This window comes from Actinocorallia aurantiaca, assembly GCF_039533685.1.
GTDB classification, from domain to species: domain Bacteria; phylum Actinomycetota; class Actinomycetes; order Streptosporangiales; family Streptosporangiaceae; genus Actinocorallia; species Actinocorallia aurantiaca.
In genome coordinates this window covers 205,388-226,450 of record NZ_BAAATZ010000006.1, presented here as the reverse complement: position 1 = coordinate 226,450, position 21,063 = coordinate 205,388, and the positions used below count along the sequence as shown (strand labels likewise).

At 72.5% G+C, this 21,063-nt stretch carries 16 protein-coding genes; 8 read left to right on the top strand and 8 right to left on the bottom strand.

Annotated elements, in window-relative coordinates:
- Positions 1 to 9 precede the first annotated feature (9 nt).
- Together ABD327_RS07910 and ABD327_RS07905 are read left to right on the top strand one after the other, a co-directional pair.
- Entirely contained in the window at positions 10 to 1,347 is a 1,338-nt protein-coding gene (locus ABD327_RS07910) for an APC family permease (RefSeq protein ID WP_344449553.1), read from the top strand.
- Between the two features lie 58 nt (positions 1,348 to 1,405).
- Positions 1,406 to 1,795 carry a DUF1622 domain-containing protein gene (locus tag ABD327_RS07905; RefSeq protein WP_344449552.1) on the top strand — a complete coding sequence of 130 codons (390 nt, stop codon included), beginning with the start codon at positions 1,406 to 1,408 and terminating at the stop codon, positions 1,793 to 1,795.
- Between the two features lie 2 nt (positions 1,796 to 1,797).
- On the opposite strand, the gene ABD327_RS07900 is transcribed toward ABD327_RS07905, so the two are convergent.
- Positions 1,798 to 2,403 (bottom strand): TetR/AcrR family transcriptional regulator, encoded by a 606-nt coding sequence (locus ABD327_RS07900; protein WP_344449551.1) that lies wholly within the window; start codon positions 2,401 to 2,403, stop codon positions 1,798 to 1,800.
- A gap of 96 nt (positions 2,404 to 2,499) precedes the next feature.
- Between ABD327_RS07900 and ABD327_RS07895 the strand changes: the two genes are divergently transcribed.
- Entirely contained in the window at positions 2,500 to 3,384 is an 885-nt protein-coding gene (locus tag ABD327_RS07895; protein ID WP_344449550.1) for an alpha/beta fold hydrolase, read from the top strand.
- Between the two features lie 103 nt (positions 3,385 to 3,487).
- Here ABD327_RS07895 and ABD327_RS07890 read toward each other — a convergent pair whose 3' ends face one another.
- The 3 genes from ABD327_RS07890 to ABD327_RS07880 all read right to left on the bottom strand — a co-directional run bounded on the left by ABD327_RS07890 (position 3,488) and on the right by ABD327_RS07880 (position 6,553).
- Complete coding sequence (locus ABD327_RS07890) at positions 3,488 to 4,273, bottom strand: PP2C family protein-serine/threonine phosphatase (RefSeq protein WP_344449549.1); 786 nt, start codon at positions 4,271 to 4,273, stop codon at positions 3,488 to 3,490.
- A gap of 110 nt (positions 4,274 to 4,383) precedes the next feature.
- A complete protein-coding gene (gene moeZ / locus ABD327_RS07885) occupies positions 4,384 to 5,565 on the bottom strand; it encodes an adenylyltransferase/sulfurtransferase MoeZ (RefSeq protein ID WP_344449548.1) in 1,182 nt (393 codons plus the stop codon).
- 82 nt (positions 5,566 to 5,647) lie between these two features.
- Positions 5,648 to 6,553 (bottom strand): ROK family protein, encoded by a 906-nt coding sequence (locus tag ABD327_RS07880; RefSeq protein ID WP_344449547.1) that lies wholly within the window; start codon positions 6,551 to 6,553, stop codon positions 5,648 to 5,650.
- Between the two features lie 134 nt (positions 6,554 to 6,687).
- Between ABD327_RS07880 and ABD327_RS07875 the strand changes: the two genes are divergently transcribed.
- The 5 genes from ABD327_RS07875 to ABD327_RS07855 all read left to right on the top strand — a co-directional run bounded on the left by ABD327_RS07875 (position 6,688) and on the right by ABD327_RS07855 (position 16,020).
- Positions 6,688 to 8,433 carry a serine/threonine-protein kinase gene (locus tag ABD327_RS07875; protein ID WP_344449546.1) on the top strand — a complete coding sequence of 582 codons (1,746 nt, stop codon included), beginning with the start codon at positions 6,688 to 6,690 and terminating at the stop codon, positions 8,431 to 8,433.
- 128 nt (positions 8,434 to 8,561) lie between these two features.
- A complete protein-coding gene (locus ABD327_RS07870; RefSeq protein ID WP_425547080.1) occupies positions 8,562 to 11,738 on the top strand; it encodes an ATP-dependent helicase in 3,177 nt (1,058 codons plus the stop codon).
- The gene (locus ABD327_RS07865) at positions 11,735 to 15,040 is read left to right on the top strand and encodes an ATP-dependent helicase (RefSeq protein WP_344449544.1); all 3,306 of its coding nucleotides are present in this window, start codon (positions 11,735 to 11,737) and stop codon (positions 15,038 to 15,040) included. Before ABD327_RS07870 ends, ABD327_RS07865 begins: the two co-directional genes overlap by 4 nt.
- 103 nt (positions 15,041 to 15,143) lie before the next feature.
- Complete coding sequence (locus tag ABD327_RS07860; protein WP_344449542.1) at positions 15,144 to 15,641, top strand: class I SAM-dependent methyltransferase; 498 nt, start codon at positions 15,144 to 15,146, stop codon at positions 15,639 to 15,641.
- Positions 15,642 to 15,717: 76 nt separating this feature from the next.
- The gene (locus ABD327_RS07855; RefSeq protein ID WP_344449541.1) at positions 15,718 to 16,020 is read left to right on the top strand and encodes a hypothetical protein; all 303 of its coding nucleotides are present in this window, start codon (positions 15,718 to 15,720) and stop codon (positions 16,018 to 16,020) included.
- Positions 16,021 to 16,067: 47 nt separating this feature from the next.
- Here ABD327_RS07855 and ABD327_RS07850 read toward each other — a convergent pair whose 3' ends face one another.
- The 4 genes from ABD327_RS07850 to ABD327_RS07835 form a co-directional block, all read right to left on the bottom strand.
- The gene (locus tag ABD327_RS07850; protein WP_344449540.1) at positions 16,068 to 16,664 is read right to left on the bottom strand and encodes a hypothetical protein; all 597 of its coding nucleotides are present in this window, start codon (positions 16,662 to 16,664) and stop codon (positions 16,068 to 16,070) included.
- A 192-nt stretch (positions 16,665 to 16,856) separates the two neighbouring features.
- The gene (locus ABD327_RS07845; RefSeq protein ID WP_344449539.1) at positions 16,857 to 18,455 is read right to left on the bottom strand and encodes an AMP-binding protein; all 1,599 of its coding nucleotides are present in this window, start codon (positions 18,453 to 18,455) and stop codon (positions 16,857 to 16,859) included.
- A gap of 29 nt (positions 18,456 to 18,484) precedes the next feature.
- Complete coding sequence (locus tag ABD327_RS07840; protein ID WP_344449538.1) at positions 18,485 to 19,543, bottom strand: type III PLP-dependent enzyme domain-containing protein; 1,059 nt, start codon at positions 19,541 to 19,543, stop codon at positions 18,485 to 18,487.
- A 4-nt stretch (positions 19,544 to 19,547) separates the two neighbouring features.
- Positions 19,548 to 21,029 (bottom strand): IucA/IucC family protein, encoded by a 1,482-nt coding sequence (locus tag ABD327_RS07835; protein WP_344449537.1) that lies wholly within the window; start codon positions 21,027 to 21,029, stop codon positions 19,548 to 19,550.
- Positions 21,030 to 21,063: the final 34 nt, after the last annotated feature.

The window sequence follows — 21,063 nt, the reverse complement described above, 5'->3', positions numbered from 1 at the left end:
GGAGGCGATATGGAAGAGGCGATCGCAAAAGGGCGGGTCCCGGTCGGAGAGCTCAAGCGGGTCATCGGGCGCAGGGTGCTGATGCTCTTCGTCATCGGGGACATCCTCGGGGCGGGGATCTACGCGCTGGTGGGGCAGGTCGCGGGGAAGGTCGGCGGGGCGATCTGGGTGCCGTTCCTCGCGGCGTTCGTGCTGGCCTCGCTGACCGCCACGGCCTACGCGGAACTCGTCGGCAAGTACCCCAAGGCCGCGGGCGCGGCGCTGTACACCAACCGGGCGTTCGGGATCCCGTTCCTGACGTTCATGGTGGCGTTCGCGGTGATGATGAGCGGGATCACCTCGGCCAGCGCGGCGGCTCGGGCGTTCGGCGGACGCTACCTGGCGGAGTTCGTCACCCTGCCGGTGCTGGTCGGCGCGCTCGGCTTCCTGGCCGTCGTGACGCTGGTGAACCTGGCCGGGATCTCCGAGTCGGTCAAGGTGAACGTGGTGCTCACCCTGATCGAGGCCTTCGGGCTGCTGGTCATCATGGCGATCGGCGCGTGGGCGCTGCTGCAGGGCGACGGGAACCCCGGACGGGCACTGGAGTTCCATTCCGAGGACGGGGCCTTCCTCGGGATCCTGGGCGGGACGGCGCTCGCCTTCTACGCGCTCCTGGGCTTCGAGGACTCGGTGAACCTGGCCGAAGAGGCCAAGGACCCGCAGCGCGACTTCCCCCGCGCCCTGTTCGGCGGTCTGGTCGTCACCGTGGTGATCTACCTGGCCGTCGCCTTCACCGCCACGATGCTGGTGGACACCCGCACCCTCGAGGAGTCCACCGGCCCGCTGCTGGAGGTCGTGAACGTCGCGGGCCTGTCCTTCCCGCCCAAGCTGTTCGCGCTGATCGCGCTGCTGGCCGTAGGGAACACCGCGCTCATCAACATGATCATGGCCTCCCGGCTGGTGTACGGCATGGCGCGCGAGGGCATCGTCCCGGCCGCCTTCGGCCTGGTGCACGCCCGCCGCGGCACCCCCTGGCCCGCCATCCTGTTCACCGTCGCCATCGCGGTGGTCCTGGTGAGCACCGGCGACATCGGCGGCCTCGCCGACACCACCGTCCTGCTGCTCCTGCTGGTGTTCGCGCTGGTGAACGTCTGCGTCATCGTGCTCAGGCGCGAGAGGGTCGAGCACTCCCACTTCCGCGCCCCCACCTGGATGCCCGCCCTGGGCGCGGTCGTGTGCCTGATCCTGGCCTCCCCCCTGACCGGCCGGGACCTCGACGTCTACGTCCGCGCCGCGATCCTCCTGGCCGTCGGCGTCCTCCTCTGGCTCCTCAACCACCTGTTCTCCCGGCGCCGCGCCGGAGCGTGAAACTCCCCGGACAGGGAAGCGGACAGATGATCGAGTTCGCTTTCCCGGAAGGGGCGCCGTGGAGTTCGAGGAACTGGTCGAGTCCGTGGGAAAGGCGGTCGACCTCACCGGGGTGGCCGCCATCGTGCTCGGCGGTGTGCTGGCCACCGTCCTGTTCGTCCGCAGGCTCCTCCGCCGCGAGGAGTTCCCCGCCGCCTACCGCGCCTACCGGCAGAGCCTAGGCCGCGCCATCCTCCTCGGCCTCGAACTCCTGGTCGCCGGCGACATCATCCGCACCGTCGCCGTCTCGCCCACCTTCACCAGCGTCGGCGTCCTCGCCGCCATCGTCGTCGTCCGGACGTTCCTCAGCTTCTCCCTGGAAGTGGAACTGGAAGGCCGCTGGCCCTGGCAGCGCCGCGAGCAGACCCCCGAACCCGTGAAAGCCGCCCCCGCCCCGGCGGGGGAGTGAGATCACCCCGCCGGTTCGGGAAAGAGGCGGTCCAGGTGGTAATGGAAGACGTTCATGGCCTCCCCTGAGGTGCGCTGGCCCAGGAGGACGCTGGTGCCCAGGCCCGCGGAGACGGCGAGCAGGAGGACGGCTTCGGCGGCGGGATCGGAGGCGGCGGGGAGCCGCCCCGCGTGCCGGGCGGTCTCCAGCAGACCGGTGAGGAAGCGCTCCATTTCGTCGGGCGCTCGGAGGAAGGGCTGGGCCGCCAGCACCGGATCGGTGGCGGACAGGACGGCGTAGGACGTGTAGACGAGGTGGAAGACGCGGCTCTCCTCGTCGGTGGGCAGGGCCTCGGCGAGGACGGCCTCGACGACGGCGCGGGGGTCCTCGCGGTCGCCGGCGGCGGCCAGGCGCGCGGCCAGCCGTCCGGGCATCCGGGCGGCCAGGTGCTCCAGGCCGGCGACGAGCAGCTTCTCCTTCGTCTCGAAGTAGTACTGGACGAGCCGCAGCGACACCCCCGCTTCGGCGGCGACGGTGCGCATGCTCGCGGTGTGCAGGCCCCGGCGGCCCGCCAGGCGGAGCAGGCCGTCCAGGATCTGGGTGCGTCTGGCGTCGGGACCGCCGGGCATCGGTTCTCCTCTGTCGGTTCTCCGGAAGGGGTTGATACGATCGTATCAATTGTTGGTACGATCGTATCAATATTGGCGGTCCTCGAGGAGGAACGTGTGACCCGAACGGAGATAGGCCGTTTCACCGGTGAAACGGCGAGGGAGAGGTTCCTGGAGGCCTACGACGAGGCCATGCGGCTGTGGCCGGATCCCCGGAGCGGAGCAGAGGTCGAAACGTCCTACGGCACGGTGTACGTGCACCGTTACGGCCCGGAATCCGGCGAGCCCGTCGTCCTGCTGCACGGCCACGGGGCCAACGCCTCGACCTGGTATCCCCAGATCGAGGCGCTGGGCGAACGGCACCCGGTCTTCGCCGTCGACACACTCGACGACCCGGGGCGCAGCGTGCAGAGCGTCTTGGCCGCGGGGTCGGAGGACAACGCGCGCTGGCTCGACGAGGCCCTAGCCGCCCTGGACCTCGAAGACGTCCACCTGGTGGGGCACTCCTATGGCGGCTGGCTGGCCCTCAACCAGGCGATCCACGCTCCAGGGCGTCTGGCGTCCGTTTCCCTCCTGGACCCGGGCGGCCTGCAGAAGGTGCCCCGCCGTTTCTACGTGAACCTCGTGGCGGGGGCTCTGGCGATGGGCGCGCCGCGCAGGTTCCGTCCTCGGCTGGCGCGCCTCCTGGCAAATTCGGCTCTGGTCTCGCCGCCCGAACTCCTGAGGCCCGCGATGCTCGCGGCCCGCGCCTTCCGGCCGAGCGCGCGTCCTCCCGCCCGGCCCTTCACCGACGAGGAGCTCCGCTCGGTCGGAGTCCCGGTCCTGGCCCTGCTGGCCCAGCGCAGCGTCCTGCTCGACCCGGTCTCCGCCGGGGCCCGCCTGCGCTCCCTCCTCCCCTCCGCCCGCGTCGAGATCGTGCCCGCGGCGGGCCACGGCCTTCCCTTGGAGGAGCCGCGCCTGGTGAACGAGCGCGTCCTGCGTTTCGTCGAGAGCGGGAAGTGAGTCGGAACGGCCGGCCTCTCGCCTGAGAGTCGGCTTCTCGTGATCGGCCGCATCGGGACCGACGTTCCAGAGCTCTGCGCCAGGTCCTCGGCGGGCGTCCTGCTCAGCCTTCCGAAGGAACGGCGTCCGCGACGACGCAGGTGGTGTCGTCGGGGGCCAGGTCGAGGAGGCGGCGGACGGCGTCGGCGGGAGTGGGGGAGGCGAGCAGCGCCTCGTAGACGGACCGGGTGGGGACCGCGCCGGTGAGGCCGCCGGTGCCCAGGAGATAGCGGTCGCCGGGCATGACGTCCCACCTGGACGTGTAGGGGCGGAGGCCGGGGCCGCCTTCGAGGATCGAGGAGTACTGCTGGTGGAGCCCGGCCTCCTGCGGGGAGATCCGGTTCTCGTCCAGCAGGGACTGGATCAGGGTGGGGTCGTGGTGGCCGTCTTGGAAGATCTCGTTGCCGCGCAGCCGGTAGAAGGGGGAGTCTCCGACGGACGTGAGGACGAGCCGGCCTTCCCAGTGGAGCAGGGCGGTGAGGGTGGTGCCCATGCCCTGGAGCGCCGGGTCGGTCTCGATCCGGTCGCGCAGGTGCGCGTCGGCGGTCTGGAAGGCGTCGCCCAACAGGGCTGCCAGGCGTTCGGCCAAAGGGTCGGTGGCGAACGGGGAGCGTGGTGGAACGGGGCTCCGCGTGTCATGGGGTTCGCCGAGGAGGCCCGGCAGGCCGGCGTCCAGAGCGCGGAGGGGGGCGATGGCCGTGTCGGCGGCGATCGAAGCGCCGGCACGGTCTTCTCCGCCGTCCGCGACGGCCAGCAGGTGGGCGCCCGCGTAGGCGGAGTCGCCGTTGGTCGCCGGACGGGGGCCTCGGTTCGAACCGACGGCGTGGCGTAGGCGGATTCCAGGCGGCAAGGCTCGACCTTCCGGAAGGGGACGGGCGGGGCGAGCATCGCACAGGACCGGAAAAGGGCGAAGCCCCGGACCCTGTGAGGGTCCGGGGCTTCGGGAAGCTCGCTACCCGGTCAGTAGCTGGGCTGGCTGGGGTCGATCTGGCGGACCCAGGCGAGGATGCCGCCGCCGACGTGGACCGCGTCGGCGAAGCCGGCGCCCTTCACCACGGCGAGGGCCTCGGCGGAGCGGACGCCCGACTTGCAGTGCAGGACGATCTTCTTGTCCTGGGGGAGCTGCGCGAGGGCGTTGCCGTTGAGGAACTCGCCCTTGGGGATCAGGGTGGCGCCCGGGATGGAGACGATCTCGTACTCGTTGGGCTCGCGGACGTCGATGAGGAAGATGTCCTCGCCGTTGTCCTGCATGGCCTTGAGCTCGGTCACCGTGATGGTGGAGTCCTGGGCGGCCTCGGAGGCCTCCTCGGAGACCGCGCCGCAGAAGGCCTCGTAGTCCTCGAGCAGCTCGGTGATCGTCGGGTTCTTGCCGCACAGGGGGCACTCGGGGTCCTTGCGGACCTTGACCTGGCGGTAGGTCATCTCCAGGGCGTCGTAGATCATCAGGCGGCCGACCAGCGGGTCGCCGATGCCCGCGAGGAGCTTGATGGCCTCGGTCGTCTGGATGGAGCCGATGGACGCGCACAGCACGCCCAGGACGCCGCCCTCGGCGCAGGACGGGACCATGCCGGGGGGCGGGGGCTCGGGGTAGAGGCAGCGGTAGCAGGGGCCGTGCTCGGCCCAGAACACGCTGGCCTGGCCGTCGAAGCGGTAGATCGAGCCCCACACGTACGGCTTGCCCAGCAGGACGGCCGCATCGTTGACCATGTAGCGGGTGGCGAAGTTGTCGGTGCCGTCCACGATCAGGTCGTACTGGGAGAAGATCTCCATCACGTTGTCGCGGTCGAGCGCGACGTTGTGCACCCGGATGTCGATCAACGGGTTGATCTCGCGCACGGTCGACGCCGCGGACTCGGCCTTGGGCAGGCCCAGGGTCGACTGGCGGTGGATGATCTGGCGCTGCAGGTTGGACTCGTCGACCACGTCGAAGTCGATGATGCCCAGGGTGCCGACACCGGCCGCGGCCAGATACATCAGGGCGGGGGAGCCGAGGCCGCCCGCGCCGACGCAGAGCACCTTGGCGTTCTTCAGTCGCTTCTGCCCGGTCATCCCGACGTCGGGGATGATGAGGTGCCGCGAGTAGCGGTTGACCTCGTCACGGGTCAGCTCGGCCGCGGGCTCTACCAGCGGTGGCAGTGACACGGTTCACTCCTGGTGAATGGGGCGCTTATCGTCCAGGCACAACCAACGCACCGGCCTGAACATTCCCTAATCTACCGGCAGGTCAGGCGGTCCGGCCGAGCAGGGCGGCGCCGAGCAGGCCGGCGCGGTCGCCGAGGGCGGCGCGGACGATCCGCGCGGGGCGGTGGTAGGTGGTGCGCTTCTCGACGGCGGCGCGCAGCGGGGCCAGCAGGGTCTCGCCGCTCTGGGCGAGTCCGCCGCCGAGGACGATCCGGGTGGGCGCGCAGATGGTCATGTAGGCCAGGAGCGCGGTGGCCAGCGCTTCGACCGCGTCCCGCCAGACCTCCCCGGCCAGGGGGTCTCCGGCCTCGACGCGCAGGGAGACCTCGCGGGCGCTGGCCTGTTCGCCGGCCCGTTCGGAGTAGCGGCGCGCGACGGCGGAGGCGGAGGCGATGGTCTCCAGGCAGCCGCGGGAGCCGCAGCCGCACGGGTGGCCGCCGGGGTCGAGCAGCATGTGCCCGATCTCGCCGCCGTACCCGCCGCCGCTGAAGGGCCGCCCCTCGAGGATCATGGCTCCGGCGATCCCGGTGCCCAGGGCGAGGAAGAGCAGGTCGCTCTCGCCGCGCCCGGCGCCCAGCACCGACTCGGCGAGCCCGCCGGCCCGCACGTCGTGGCCGATCGCGACGGGAAGGTCGGTGTGCTGGGCCAGGTGGCGGCGCAGCGGGAAGTCCTGCCAGCCGATGTTGGCGGAGGAGCGCACCACGCCGGTGTCCTCGTCGATGATCCCGGGGATCACCACTCCGGCTCCGGACGGCCGCAGCCCGCGCTCGCGGGCTCCCGCCGTGAGCTTCTGGACGACGCCGACGAGCCGTTCGGTGACCGCGGCGGGCCCCTCTTCGCGCCCGGTGTCGTAGAGGGACTCGGTGATCACCTGAGCGTCCTCGCCGACCAGCCCGGCTTTCATCCGGGTGCCGCCCACGTCGAGTGCTACCACACAGGACCCGGCCATGGGGGGCTCCTCCTCGGGGTGGTGAAAGGCGCCTGTCCTGCGAATGATGCCTTGTCCGGTCAGACGGACGGTAATCGAGCCCCCGAAAGACTCTGAAAGTGGGATCATGCGGTCATCACGGGAGGAGAACGGGAGTGAGCGAAGCTGTCGTGCTCGGCGGGCGCTACCAGCTCGAGGGGCAGATCGGCAAGGGGGGGATGGGCCAGGTGTACCTGGCCGTCGACACCCGGCTGGAGCGCAAGGTCGCGGTGAAGGTGCTGCCCCAGGCACCCGACCAGGACCCCGAGGGGGTGACCCGGTTCATGCGCGAGGCCAGGCTGGCCGCGACGCTCCAGCACCCGGGCATCACCGTCGTCCACGACATCGACGTGGACAACAACGTCCTGTACCTGGTGATGGAGCTGCTCAACGGACGGGACCTGCAGAAGCTCCTGGAGGAGCGGCCCGGGGGGCTGCGGCTCGACCAGGCGGTGGACCTGGCGGTCCAGATCACCGACGCGCTCGGCGCCGCGCACGCCCAGGGGATCGTGCACCGCGACCTCAAGCCCGCCAACGTCATGGTCGTCGAGGGCGGCAGGGCCAAGCTGTGCGACTTCGGCATCGCCAAGCACCTGTCGTCGGCGACGGGCCTGACCGGCAGCGGGGTGCTGGGGACCCCCGTCTACATGGCGCCCGAGCAGTTCCTCGGCAAGGGCATCGACGCGCGCACCGACGTCTACCTGCTCGGCGGCATGTTCCACGAGATGTTCTGCGGGCAGCCGCCCTTCCCGATCGACGAGGGCCTGGAGGCGCTCGTCCAGGGCCACCTCAAGTACCAGCCGAAGGGTCCCAAGGCGCACAACGGCGCCCTCCCGCAGGAGATCGACCGGCTGGTCCTCGACATGCTCGCCAAGGACCCGGCGCAGCGCCCCGCGGACGCCGCCGAGGTGATCCGGCGGCTGAAGGCCGTCAACGTCGCCGCCGCGCCCGCCGTGCCCGAGCGGCACGTCCCGAACATCTCGGCGGGGAACGCGCAGGCGGCTCTGGCCGTCCTGGGCGGTTCGCTCCCGCCGGCCCCCGCTCCTTCCGCCGCATCGCCCGCGGAGGAGTACGAGCAGCTCAACAAGCGCGCCGCCCGCTACTGCCACGAGGGCCGCTACGCCGACGCGGTGACCGCCGCCGAGCAGGCCGCGCAGGGACGCGCCGCGCTGCTGGGCCCCGAGCACCCCGACACGCTCAGCAGCCGCAACATCCTGGCCTCGGCGCTGTACCTGGCCGGACGCGCGCAGGAGGCCGAGGGCGTCGCCCGCACCGTCGCGCAGGGCAGGGCCCGCGTGTTCGGCCAGGAGAACCCCAAGACGCTGCGGAGCTGGCTGCTGCTCGCCAAGATCCTCTACACGCTCGGCCGCGCCTCCGAGGCGCTGCCGGTCGCGCAGGGCGTCGCGCGCGACCGCAGCCGCATCTTCGGCCCGGAGAACGCCGAGACGCAGGAGGCCCGCAACACCGAGGGCTGGTCGCTGCACGCGCTCGGACGCCACCCCGAGGCGCTCAACGTCGCCTACGAGTCGGCGACCGCGCGCGGCCGCCTCCTCGGCAACGAGCATCCCGACACGCTGGAGACGCGGCTCCTCCTCGGTCTCACCAACCAGGCCGTCGGCCAGTTCCCCCGGGCGCACGCCATCGCCACGGCACTGAAGCTCGACTGCACGAAGGTGCTCGGCGCGGGCCACCCTTTGACGACCCGCGCGGAAGCACTGTGCCAGGCGCTCAACACGCCCAGCCCCGCGCCGCACGTGCCGCACCCGATGGCCTCCCCGCACCCGATGGCCGCTCCGCACCCGATGGCGGCGCCGGGGTGGCCCGCGCAGCCCGCGCACCCGCCGGTCCCGTACTACGGGTGACCTGACGAAAATCCGCTGTCACCGCACCCGCCTCAGAGTGGGGGTTCGCGGCGCCGCCGGGTGAACGCACGAGTGCTTTCTCGTCTCAATGGCCGGAGGAGCGCTGATCTTCCGCTTGAATCTCAAGGGTGGTCAGTGCTCCCTATCGGCTCGTGCGTCGCGGTGGCGCCGCGGGTGTCGTGGAGCCTCCGTCGTTGGACGAGAGCCAGCGGAGGGTGGTCGAGCACGGGGGCGGCCCGCTGCTCGTACTCGCCGGTCCGGGGACGGGCAAGACGACGACGGTCGTCGAAGCGGTCGTCGAGCGGATCGCGGGCAGGGGCGTCGACCCCGAGAGGATCCTCGTCCTGACGTTCAGCCGCAAGGCGTCGGAGGAGCTGCGGCACCGCATCACCGGCCGGCTGGGCGCGACGACCAAGACGCCGATGGCGATGACGTTCCACTCGTACGCGTGGGCGCTGCTGCGGCGGCAGGCCGTGCTGGACGGGCTGGAGCCGCCGCGTCTGCTGACGGGCCCCGAGCAGCTGCTGGAAGTGCGGCGGATGCTCGCGGGCGAGATCGCCGACGGGATGGCGCACTGGCCCGAGCGGCTGCACCCGGCGCTGGGCACGAGGGGGTTCGCCGAAGAGCTCCGCGACTTCACGCAGCGTGCGGCCGAGCGCGGCATCGACCCGCAGCGGCTCTTCGAGCTGGGCCGCTTCAACGGACGTGACGACTGGGTGGCCGTCGCGCACTTCATGTACCGCTACGGCCAGCGGTTCGACCTCGATCCGGTGCCCTCCTACGACTACGCGGAGATCATCCGCGAGGCGGCGGGGCTCCTCGCCCACGACGAGGACGCGCGCCGGCAGGAGCGCGACGCCTACGACGTGGTGTTCGTGGACGAGTACCAGGACACCGACCCCGCGCAGGAGGTCCTCCTGCAGCAGCTCGCGGGGGGCGGGCGCGACCTCGTCGCGGTGGGCGACCCCGACCAGTCCATCTACGGGTTCCGGGGCGCGGACGTCCGGGGGATCCTGGAGTTCCCGACGCGCTTTCCCCGGCTGGACGGGACGCCCGCACCGACCCTGTCGCTCGGGGTGTGCCGCCGGATGAGCGCGGGCCTTCTGGAGGCGTCGCGGCGTATCGCGCGGCGTCTTCCGGGCCCGGCCGAGCACCGTGTGCTCGTCACCCCTGACGAGAGCCCAGCGGAGGCCGTCGAAGAGGAGACCGAGAAGTCCTCGCCCGAGGTGCGCGTCGTCGTCGCGGACACCGCGAGCCAGGAGGCCGCGCTCGTCGCGGACGAGCTCCGCCGCGCGCACCTGCTGGAGGGCGTGCCGTGGTCGCGGTGCGCGGTGCTGATCCGGGCGGTCAACCAGGTTCCGACGGTGCGCCGCGCCCTCGCGCAGGCGGGCGTCCCGGTGACCGTCCTCGGCGAGGACGTGCCGCTGTACGCGGAGCCCGCCGTGCGTCCGCTGATGATGGTCGTGCTGGCGGCCCTCAAACCCCGCTACCTCGACGAGGTCGTCGCGGAGGAGCTGCTGACGGGTCCGCTCGGCGGCGCGGACGCGCTCGGCATGCGCCGTCTGCGCCGCGCGCTGCGCGACCTGGAGGAGATGGCGCAGGGCGGGCGCACGGGTAACGAACTGCTCGTGGCGGCCCTGAACGACTCCCGTGAGCTGCTGTTCGTCCACGAGAAGGTGAAGGCCCCGGCGGAACGGATCGCCGCGCTCATCCAGACGGCCAGGGAGACCGGCGGGACGGCCGAGGACGTCCTGTGGGCGGTGTGGGAGCAGTCGGGGATGGCAGACCGCCTGCTGGCCGACAGCCGGCGCGGCGGTGCGCGCGGTGCCGCCGCCGACCGCGACCTGGACGCCGTCGTGTCGCTGTTCGACCGCGCCGCCCGGTTCGTGGACAGGCTCCCGAAGGCCGGCCCCGTCCTGTTCGCCGAGGACCTCGCCGCCCAGGAGATCGCCGGGGACTCCCTGGCCGAGCACGCCCCCGAGGGCGAGACCGTCCGGCTCCTGACGGCCCACCGCGCCAAGGGCCTGGAGTGGGACGTCGTGGTCGTGACGGGCGTCCAGGAAGGACTGTGGCCCGACCTGCGGCTGCGCGGCACCCTCCTGGGCGTCGACGAACTCCTGGAGGGCCCCGACCTCCTCGACCCCGTCTCGGGCGCGAGCATCGCGGCCGGGATGATGGCCGAGGAGCGTCGGCTCTTCTACGTCGCCGTGACGCGCGCGCGCAAACGGCTGGTCGTCACGGCCGTCGGGGGAGAGGACACCGAGGACCGCCCGTCCCGCTTCCTCAACGAACTCCTTCCGGGCGCGCTGGAGGAGTCGCAGCTGGACGAGAAGACCCGCTGGCTGTCGATGCCCGCGCTGGTCGCGGACCTGCGGGCCTCCGTCGTGGACCCGTCCCGTCCCGAGGCGCTGCGCCGTGCCGCCGCCGCGCACCTGGCCCGTCTGGCGCGCGCCGGGGTGCGCGGGGCCCGGCCGGAGAACTGGTACGCCATCACCGAGCTGTCCACCGACCGCGCGCCCTTCGCCGAGGACGAGCAGATCGTGATCTCCCCGTCGCAGGTGGAGACGTTCACCACCTGCGGGCTGCGCTGGCTGCTCACCTCCGCCGTCGGCGCGCGGGAGGGCGGCCCCGGCGAGTACAGCGTGATGGGCAAGGTGATCCACGCCGTCGCCGAGCTGGCCGGCTCCGTGCCGGAGGTCACCGAGACGCACCTGGCGGGCCGGCTGGACGAGATCTGGTCGGAGCTGGACTTCCGCAGCGCCTGGTACAGCGACAAGCAGCGCTCCCAGGCGGCCGAGATGGTCGACAAGTTCCTCGGCTGGCACCGGGACAACCCCAACGAGGTCGTCGCGCTGGAGGAGTCGTTCAAGGTCGACCTGGGGCGGGTCGTCATCCGCGGGAGGATCGACCGGGCGGAGCGCGACGAGCACGGCCGCGGCGTCATCATCGACATCAAGACCGGCGGCGCGCCCGTCCCCGCCGACCAGCTGGCGCGCAATCCGCAGCTCGGCGTCTACCAGTACGCGGTGATGCTCGGCGCGTTCGCCCGGCACGGCCTGCTGGAGCCGGGCGGAGCCAAGCTGGTGCAGGTCGGCAAGGCCGCCTTCGCGCGCCGCGCGCGCGAGCAGGCGCAGGGCCCGCCGTCGGATGACTCCGATCCGATGTGGCCCAAGAAGCTCGTGGAGATCGTGGCGGAGGGCATGGCCTCCCCGGTGTTCGAGGCGAAGGCGGGCGAGGACTGTCGCACGTGCCCGGTACAGTCCAGCTGCCCGGTGCACGAGAACGGCGGTGAGGTGGGGCGGTGATCTCTCCGGCGGAACTGGCCCGGCGACTTGGTCTGCCCGAGCCGACCCCGGAGCAGGCCGCGGTCGTGCAGGCGCCGCTCGGTCCGATGGCGGTGGTGGCGGGCGCGGGCTCGGGCAAGTCAGAGACGATGGCGGCGCGCGTGGTGTGGCTGGTCGCCAACCGCCTGGTGCGCCCCGAACGGGTGCTCGGCCTGACGTTCACCCGCAAGGCGGCCGCGGAGCTGGCCTCGCGGGTCCGCAGACGCCTGGACGGCCTGCGCGAGCACCCCGACCTCGTCGAGCCGGAGCTGCTCGACGGCGAGCCGACCGTCTCCACCTACCACTCCTACGCCGCCCGCCTGTTCGGTGACCACGCCCTGCGCGAGGGCCTGGAGCCGACCATGCGGCTCATCTCGCCCGCGGTCGCCTGGCAGATCGCCACCCGTGCCGTGGACTCCTACGACGGCCCGATGGACGAGATCGACTGGTCTCCGGACACCGTCACGCGGGCCGTCATGGACCTGTCCGGCGACCTGGCGGAGCACCTGCGCGGCCCCGAGGACGTCCGGCGCGTCGGAAGGTGGCTGGACGAGCGGTTCGCGATGCTGGACAAGCCGATCGCCAAGCAGCGCGAGGTCCTGGCCAAGCAGGCGGTCCGGGAGCGGCTGCTGCCCATCGTCGAGGCGTACTCGCGGGCGAAGGCGCGGCGCGAGGTCGTCGACCACGGCGACCAGATGTCGCTGGCGGCGCGCATCGCCTCCCGCCATCCGGAGGTCGCCGCGATCGAGCGGTCGCGTTACGCGGTGGTGCTGCTGGACGAGTACCAGGACACCAGCCACGCCCAGCTCGTCCTGCTGAAGTCGCTGTTCGGCGAGGGCCATCCGGTGACGGCGGTGGGCGACCCGTGCCAGTCCATCTACGGGTGGCGCGGGGCGTCGTCGGGCAACCTCCTGGGCTTCCCGCACGACTTCCCGCTCGCGGACGGTCCCTCGCCGATGCGGGAGCTGACCCGCAGCTTCCGCAACGGCGAACGGATCCTGGACGCGGCCGCCCGCGTGCAGACCGAGCTCCGCGCCGAGATGAGCAGGGTCTCCCCGCTGCGTCCCGCCACCTCGAGACTCGGCCGGGGCCGGGTGGAGTGCGCGATGCTGCCGACCATGGAGGCCGAGGCCGGGCGGATCGCCGAACGCGTCGGGGAACTGCTGAAGAACGGCTCCTCCCCGGACGGCGGCGAGGACGAGGAGCCGCTCAAGTACTCCGACGTCGCGATCCTCGCCCGCAAACGCTCGCAGTTCACGCTGATCCGCCAGAAGCTCGAGGAACGCGACATCCCCGTGGAGGTCGTCGGGCTGGGCGGGCTGCTGACCGTCCCGGAGGTCCAGGACGTCGTGGCGACCCTGCGCGTCATGCACGACCCGACGGCGGGCGCGTCCCTGGCCCGGCTGCTCACCGGGCCGCGCTGGCGGATCGGCCCCCGCGACATGGTCGCCCTCGGCCGGCGCGCCAGGGAGCTGGCGCGCGAGGCCAGGCGCGACATCACCCGCGAGGAGCCGTCCGCGCCCGGACCCGAAGAGGGCGCCGGGTCCGCCGCGTCCGACGGGGGTGCGGCGGTCGCCGGAGCGGGCGCGGACGACCCGCTGGGAAGGCTCGTCCGGGAGCTGAACGAGGAGCAGGGCAGCCTCGTCGACGCCCTGGACGACCTCGGCCCGCCCGACGGGTACTCCGAGGAGGGGTGGCGCCGTCTGGCCCGCCTGCGGGACGAGCTGCGCCAGCTGCGCCGCCAGGCCCAGCTCCCGCTGCCCGACCTGGTCTCCGAGGTCGAGCGGGCGCTCGGCCTGGACATCGAGGTCGCCGCCCGCACCGGCCTGGACCCGGTGACCGCCCGCGCCGACCTCGACGCGTTCATCGACGCCGCCATGTCCTTCGCCGGAGACCACGAGGATCCCACGCTCGGCGCCTTCCTGGCCTACCTGAGCGCAGCCGAGGCCGAGGAGTTCGGCCTGGCGGCGGGCCGCGTCGGCGAGAGCGACAGCGTGAAGCTGCTGACCGTCCACGCCTCCAAGGGCCTGGAATGGCCGGTGGTCGTGGTGCCGGGGCTGGTGTTCACTCCGCAGAAGAACGGCAGGCCGGGCACGGGGTCGGTCTTCCCGTCCCGCCCGGCGGGCGCGGGAACCCGCTGGACGGGCAACCCGCGCATGATCCCGTTCCCGCTGCGCGGCGACCGCCGCGACCTCCCGGAGCTCACCGGCCTGACCAAGGAGGAGCTCGCCGCGTTCGACGAGGCGTGCGCCGACCGCGACGTGCGCGAGGAGCGGCGGCTGGCGTACGTGGCGGTCACCCGCGCCAGCCACCTGCTCGTCGCGACCGGGTACCGGTGGGGGTCGGCGTCCAAGCCGCTCGATCCGTCCCCGTTCCTCGAGGAGATCCGCGAGAGCGCCGACGCCGTCTGGTGCTGGGCGGATCCGCCGGAGGAGCACGAGCAGAACCCGCTGCTCGCCGAGCCCTCCACGGGCACGTGGCCGCTGCCCCCGCTGGGCGAGGGGCCGGTCGTCGAGGGCGCGCGGTTCGTCCGGGACGCCGTCGTCGGCCGCCCCACGCCCTGGGCGCCCACCGACGGCCTCACGCCGGACGAGCGCGGACGGCTCGTCGCCTGGGCGCGCGACGTCGAGCTGCTGCTGGCCGAACGCGACAAGGGCAGGGGCGGGGACGGCCTGACCGTGGAGCTGCCCTCCAAACTGACCGTCACGTCCCTCGTGACGCTGGCCCGCGACCCCGCCGCGCTGGCCGCGCAGATCCGCCGCCCCATGCCGCGCCCGCCCGCGCCGTTCGCCAGGCGGGGCACGTCCTTCCACCGCTGGCTGGAGTCCCGCTGGGGCCAGCAGCGCCTGCTCGATCCCGAGGACCTGCTGGGCGCGGCCGACGACGAGCTGGACGACGACGGCCATCTCGCCCGGCTCCAGGAGCGCTTCGAGGCGTCCGAGTGGGCGTCCCGCGAGCCCGTCGAGGTGGAGGTGCCTTTCGAGATGCTCCTCGGCGACCGCCTGGTGCGCGGGCGCATGGACGCCGTCTTCCGCGACGGCGACGGCTACGAGGTCGTCGACTGGAAGACGGGCAGCCCGCCGTCGGCGGAGGAGCAGCGCCAGGTGGGCGTCCAGCTCGCCGCGTACAGGGTCGCGTGGGCGTCGCTCGCGGGCGTCCCGCTGGAGCGGGTGAGCGCGGCCTTCCACTACGTGAGGGCGGGCCGTACCATCCGCCCGGTGGACCTGCTGGACGCCGACGGGCTCGCCGCGCTCTTCGCGGAGGTCCCGCTGGCCGGTGGCTGAGCGCCGAGTGGGTATGGGTTCAAGTGATACTGCTCACCGAAGGGTGGTCACGGGGCGTCATAGACGGCATGCTCCAGTGGACGACCATTGAACGGGAGGCGGCATGACAGTGACGGACGAGGAGACGGCCCAGGGCCCGGTTCGACATTTCTTCCGTTTTGCCGAGCCTGAGCTGGACTTGAACGACATCTGTCTGGAAGTTCACGCCGGCACGGGAGAGGTGTCACGGGCGCTGGCGCACCGGGTCCGCCAGGTCACCGTAGTGGACTCCTCCTTCGACGCGCTCACCGAGGGTAAGCGGCTGGCCGACCGGGAGGCCCAGACCAACCTGATCTTCCAGTGCGGGGACGCCTCCTCTCTGCCGCAGCTGAACCGCACCTTCACCCTGGTGCTGTGCCACGACGCGCTGGGGACGGACGCCGACCCCGGAGCGGTGGTCCGGGAGCTGGTACGGGTCAGCCGCCCCGGAGCGGCGATCCTGCTGTCGGACTCCCGGCTGACCGCCGCGGAGCTCCGCGACCTGCTCACCGGGGCCGGGGCCGAGGTGAAGCGCACCGACGACGCCGAGGGCCACTCCTACGTCGAGGCGTTCGCCCCCTGATCCCGTGACGGGAGGGGCGTGCGGGGTTCGAACGTACTGTTGAAGCGCGGGGCGGTCAGCGGTTAGGCTCTCGAACGTGGGTTCTACCGCTGACTCCCCCGCCGCGCTGGCGATGCGCATCGGCGTCGTCGCAGCCGAGGCGGCGCTGAGCACCCTGCTGCACAACGTGGACTTCGAGGCCGCCGCCGAGGAGGACTTCGACCTGCGCGGCTTCATCGCCCCCGCCGACTGGCCGGTCTTCTCCCTGGTCCTGGACACCCTGGCCGCCCCGCGGCCGGGCGACGAGCGCCCCCTGGCCGAGCGCCGCTCCCAGGCCCTGCTCGACCTGGCCAGGCTCTGCCGGGCCGCCCGCGAGTCCTCCCTGGACGCCGTCGCCTGACGCCGCCTCCCGCCCCCCGGCGAGCGGAGGGCGGGAGGCGGAGCGGTTCAGACCTCGGCGAGCTGCCTGGGCGGGGTGCCGCGCCGGATCCGGTCGCGGGGCACGCCCTGGCGCACCGCGCGCTCGAACCGCTCGAGGTTGCGCACCGGGGCGCGCAGCTCGAACGACCGGCCGCCCTCCAGCTGGAGGATGAGCCGCTTGCCGGGGGTCAGGTAGGCCAGCTCGACCTCCCGCCAGGAGACCGCCTCCAGCCCCTCGTCGAGGGCGTGCACGAACCCGTCGGCGAACAGGGCGACCGAGGGCTCGGAGAGCTTGCGCAGCTGGGCGAACCGACTCCCGGCGAAGGCCAGCAGCGCCAGCACCAGCAGCGCCCAGACGCCGGCCAGGAGCGGGTGCAGGGTCGGCGCGAAGGCCGCGGCGCCTCCCGCGGCGGCCACTCCCAGCAGCGAGATCCCGATCAGCAGCTTCAGCGTGCGCTGCCGGGGGTCGGGCTCGTCGGGGACCGGCTCGCCCAGGGCTGCCCCCGCCTCCAGCACGTCCTCGCTGAAGGCGCCCTCCTCGGAGGCGGTGTCCCGAGGCTCGGCGCCGTCGGGCTCGGCGCTGTCGGGGACGGCGTCGGCGGTCGCGGTGTCCTCGGTGGTCATCGGAACTCCTTGTGCGGTGAACGGATGTTCGACTCCTGTTCCGGGGCCGGCGGCGCGTCCTGCGGGGGCGCGGACGGCGAACACGCCGGACCACGGCTGTGTCCGTCTTGTCTACAACAAAAGCCGGGAAGGAGTGGACCAAGAGCCTACGCTCACCGGGGGCGCAGTGTCTCCCGAGAGGAGATCTCCGCCTCAGGCGCCCTTGAGATCCCTCCGCTTGACCTTGCCGGTGGTGGTGCGGGGGAGCTCCTCGACGAAGGTGATGTCGCGGGGGACCTTGTAGCGGGCCAGCTGCTCGCGGACGTGCGCCTTGAGGGCGGCCTCGGTGACCTCCGAACCGGGGGTCCGGACGACCCAGGCGGCCAGCCGCTGGCCGAACTCCTCGTCCTCGACGCCCGTCACCGCGACCTCGGAGATCTCCGGGTGCTGCTCCAGAAGGTCCTCGACCTCGCCGGGGAAGACGTTCTCACCGCCGGAGACGATCATGTCGTCGGCGCGGCCGTCGATGAAGAGGCGGCCCTCCTCGTCGGCGTGGCCGAGGTCGCCGGTGCTGATCAGGCCGTCCACGAAATCCTTGGTGCCGCCGCCGGTGTAGCCGCGGAACTCCAGGCCGCTGTCCAGGTGGAGGGTGCCGATCTCGCCCCGCTCCACGGGCCTGCCGTCCGGGTCGAGGATGCGGGCCTTCACCCCGAGGGTGGGCCTGCCGATGGTGCCGGGGGCCGCGCGCAGGTCGTCGGGGGTGGCGATGGCGGCCCAGCCCGTCTCGCTGGCTCCGTAGGCGTTGTAGAGCACCTCGCCGAAGCGGCGGCGGAACCGGCGGACGAGGTTGGGGTGCAGGGCGGCGCCTCCGGAGAGCACCACCCGCAGCGACGGCAGCCGGGGCGCGTCCCGGACGTCGAGCATCCGCTGCAGCATGACGGGGACGGCGATGACCGCGCCCGCCCGGTGCCGCGCGACGGCCTCCAGCACCGCCCCGGCGTCGAAGCGGCGCAGCAGCACCAGCGGGGCGCCCAGGGCCAGGCCGGTCAGCAGGTAGGTCAGGCCGAGGCCGTGGAAGAGCGGCGGGCCGACGACCAGGGGTTCGCCCGCGCGCAGCGGGAGCCGCAGCAGGTGCCCGAAGCCCTGGCTGACCAGGGCGGCCGGGCCGAACTCGTGGGCGGTGCCCTTGGGCGGGCCGGTGGTCCCGGAGGTGAGGATGACGATCCGGCTGGTGCGTCCGGCGACCAGCGGCTCGGCCTTCGTCCGCGCCAGGTCGTCGAGGGTCGGCAGCGGGGGCTCCTCGGCGTCGTACCAGGCCAGGAAACGCGTCCCGGTGAACTCGCAGGCGTCCACGACGGGGGAGAACTCCTCGTCGTGGACGAGCACGGCGATGTCCTCGTCCTTCAGTACGCGGCTCAGCTGCGGGGCGGAGAAGTCGGTGTTGAGGAACACCACGTCGTTGCCCAGCCGCGAGCCCGCCGACACGGCCTCGACGAAGCCCCGGTGGTTGCGGCACAGGATGCCGATCTTCTCGCCGGGGCCGAGGATCTCGCGCAGCGCGGTGGCCTGGGACGCGGCGCGCGCCTCCAGCTCGCCGTAGGTGATCTCGCCCCGCTCGTCGATCACCGCGACGCGGTCGGGTCCGCGCAGCGCGGACATGGCCCCGGCCACCGCCGGAGTGAACCCGAACCGGACGACCTGCAGCGGTATCCGGGCCAGCCGGACGGGCGTGATGGGAGTGAGGATCTTGATGTCGCGGAGCACGCGGACGGTGCCGGTGGCGAGTTTCACGGCTTCACGGAGATCGGTCACCCGGGATCACGCTCCTGTCTGTCGCGGGTCTAGGTCACGTAGTGGAAGGCGGGCTTGGGGTGCATCAGGAAGTCATGGTGGGAGATGTTCCACGCGTAGGCGCCCGCCATGTCGAAGGCCACGACGGAACCGGGTGCGAGATTCCTCACCGGGACGCGGGAGGCGAAGACGTCCTTCGGGGTGCACAACTGCCCGACGAGCGTGGCGGTTCCCGAGCGGCCGCCGTCCCCGAGGACGGTGAAGGGCTGGTCGTGGCCCTTCGTGACGGGTGTGCGCAGGTGGTGGGTGCCGCCGCGCAGGATCGCGTACGTCTCGCCACGGGTCTGCTTGACGTCCAGGACGTCCGTGACGTACCAGCCGTGGTGGGCGGTCATCGCCCGTCCGGGCTCGATGCGCAGCCGGAAGGGCACGTCCGGGATGCCCTCCGCGTAGGCCTTCCAGTCGAAACGCCACAAGGGGTCACCGTAGTCCACGGCCATTCCGCCGCCGAGGTTCACCTCCTCCGGGGCGAATTCCGCCGCCCATTCCAGGACCTGGCAGTGGATTTTCAGCAGGTCCTCGACGTCCAGTCCGGAGGCCAGATGGGCGTGGAGGCCGCGGAACCGGACATCTGGCGGCAATAGCGAGAGGCACCTGCGCAGTTCGGGTTCGTCCATTCCGAAAGGCCCGCTCATCGCCAGTGCCGCACCCTCCACCCCGAACGGAAGGTTCGCGCGCAGCAGTACGTCGGCCCCGGACAGGCGGGGGAGCTCCCGGACGCTCTCCACATGCACCCGCTCCACTCCCAGCCGGACGGCCAGGGCGAGTTCCTCGTCGGTCTTCCCGGGGCCGCCGAACGCCAGGCGCGCCCCCGGAACCGTCCGGTGGACGTGGTCGAGTTCGCCCCCGGACGCGACCTCGAAGCCGTCCACGTGGGGACGCAGGGCCAGCAGGATCTCCGGGTCGGGATTGGCCTTGGCGGCGTAGAAGATCTCGTGCGGGAAGTCCGCGCGGATCCGCGCCGCGTGCTCGGACAGCCCTGGGAGGTCGTACACGTACGCCGGGAAGGTGTTGAGGCGGGAGATCTCCCGCAGGACGCGCTCTTCCATCGATTCATCCCGCCAGAGGGTTGGGGACCGTCACGTAGCCCGCCGCGCGGTCGGCCGAGCGGTTCCACCGGGCCAGGAGGTTGGCCTTGGCCGGCAGCGGCGCGCCGTCCAGGACCTCGCGGATCCGGCGGTGCCCCGAGAACCGGCCCAGGATCCGTGCCGCCGTCTTCCACAGGACGGGTTCGCAGGCGGGGTCCCGGTCGGCCAGCACCGCGGCGATCTCGGCGAGGTGGTTGACGAACAGGCAGTACGCGACGCGGTTCCAGCCCCGCTCCTCACCGTAGGTCACCGATTCGCGGATGCGCGCGGGCAATCCGTCCAGCCTCCACGTGGGCAGCAGCTTGGTGCCCTCCAGATCCCGGAAGATCGCGCGTACCGGGACGCCGTCGGGGCCGGGCACGATGAGGACGTTCTGCAGATGCGGTTCCAGGACCACGCCGTGCTCGAAGAACAGGCGCAGGACGGGCAGCGCCACCGCCTCCACGTACGCCTCCCAGTAGCCGACGGGATCGAGCTCCTCCGGGAGGAACTCCCCGTACGGGTCGGCCAGGGCGGCCGCCAGCACGGAGTTCTCCGGCGCGCCCTCCCGGAGGATCACTCCCAGGCCCTCGTACAGCGCCCGATCGGCCAGCGTGACGGTGCGGTAAGCGGGTTCGCCGAGCAGCGCGTCGCCCAGCAGGGGCTTCAGCAGCCCCGTCAGTACGGGCGCCGCGGCCAGCTCGTACCAGGAGTTCTTCCGCACGCAGTTGGTGATCCGCACGTCCAGGCTGAACTTGGCGAACACGCCGGAGGAGGGGACGAAGACCGTCCGCACCGACGAGGTGGGAACCGCCTCCGCGCCCTCGCCCAGGTCCCGCAGCACGCCTCGGGACAGCGCCTCCCGCAGCAGGGGGTGCTCCTTCAGCAGCCGCCACTGCCAGGGGTGGACGGGCAGGATCCCCGGACCCGCCAGCGCGGAGAAGTCGCCAGTCCCGCCCGTCAGCTCGGGTTCCACTTCCAGCATGCGCAGCGGGAAGCGTGCTCCGGTCTCCGGCGCGTACGGCAGCCAGGCCCCGAGGGTCCCCTGCCGCGACTTGGGCGACGGGTGGAACCGGTGGCCGGTGCGCAGCGACTGCTCCGAGGCCAGCAGCGGCCGGATCCGGGGATCCGGACGGTCCGAGCGGTGGAACACGCTCATCGCCTCGTGGCTGGAGACGACCTGCTGGAGGAACTCCGGGTTGTCCGCGCCGGTGCGCCGGGCCAGCTCGGCGGCGACCAGCTCGGCCACCTCCCGCCAGCCGAGGTCGGCCCCGTCCGCGGTGAACGGACCCGCCAGCCGCGGCGACGGGCCGTGGGACGGGCGGGCGAGCCGGGCGGTCACCGTGGTGTGCGCCAGGTCTATCGCCAGCCGGTCGCCGTCGTCGCGCACCCGTCCCGCGGGTCCGCTGACCTCGCGTACCAGGCAGTTGAGCAGGACGACGGCCGTCGCCTCGTCCGCGGATTCCACGCTGTGCGACTCAGCCAGTCCGGTTCCCCCCGAT

What these genes read in the sequence shown, in the direction of transcription:
- ABD327_RS07900 (WP_344449551.1), bottom strand. Translation starts at nt 2,403, where the DNA reads ATGCCCGGCGGTCCCGACGCCAGACGCACCCAGATCCTGGACGGCCTG.
- ABD327_RS07910 (WP_344449553.1), top strand. Translation starts at nt 10, where the DNA reads ATGGAAGAGGCGATCGCAAAAGGGCGGGTCCCGGTCGGAGAGCTCAAG.
- ABD327_RS07850 (WP_344449540.1), bottom strand. Translation starts at nt 16,664, where the DNA reads ATGACCACCGAGGACACCGCGACCGCCGACGCCGTCCCCGACAGCGCC.
- ABD327_RS07860 (WP_344449542.1), top strand. Translation starts at nt 15,144, where the DNA reads ATGACAGTGACGGACGAGGAGACGGCCCAGGGCCCGGTTCGACATTTC.
- ABD327_RS07840 (WP_344449538.1), bottom strand. Translation starts at nt 19,543, where the DNA reads ATGGAAGAGCGCGTCCTGCGGGAGATCTCCCGCCTCAACACCTTCCCG.
- ABD327_RS07880 (WP_344449547.1), bottom strand. Translation starts at nt 6,553, where the DNA reads ATGGCCGGGTCCTGTGTGGTAGCACTCGACGTGGGCGGCACCCGGATG.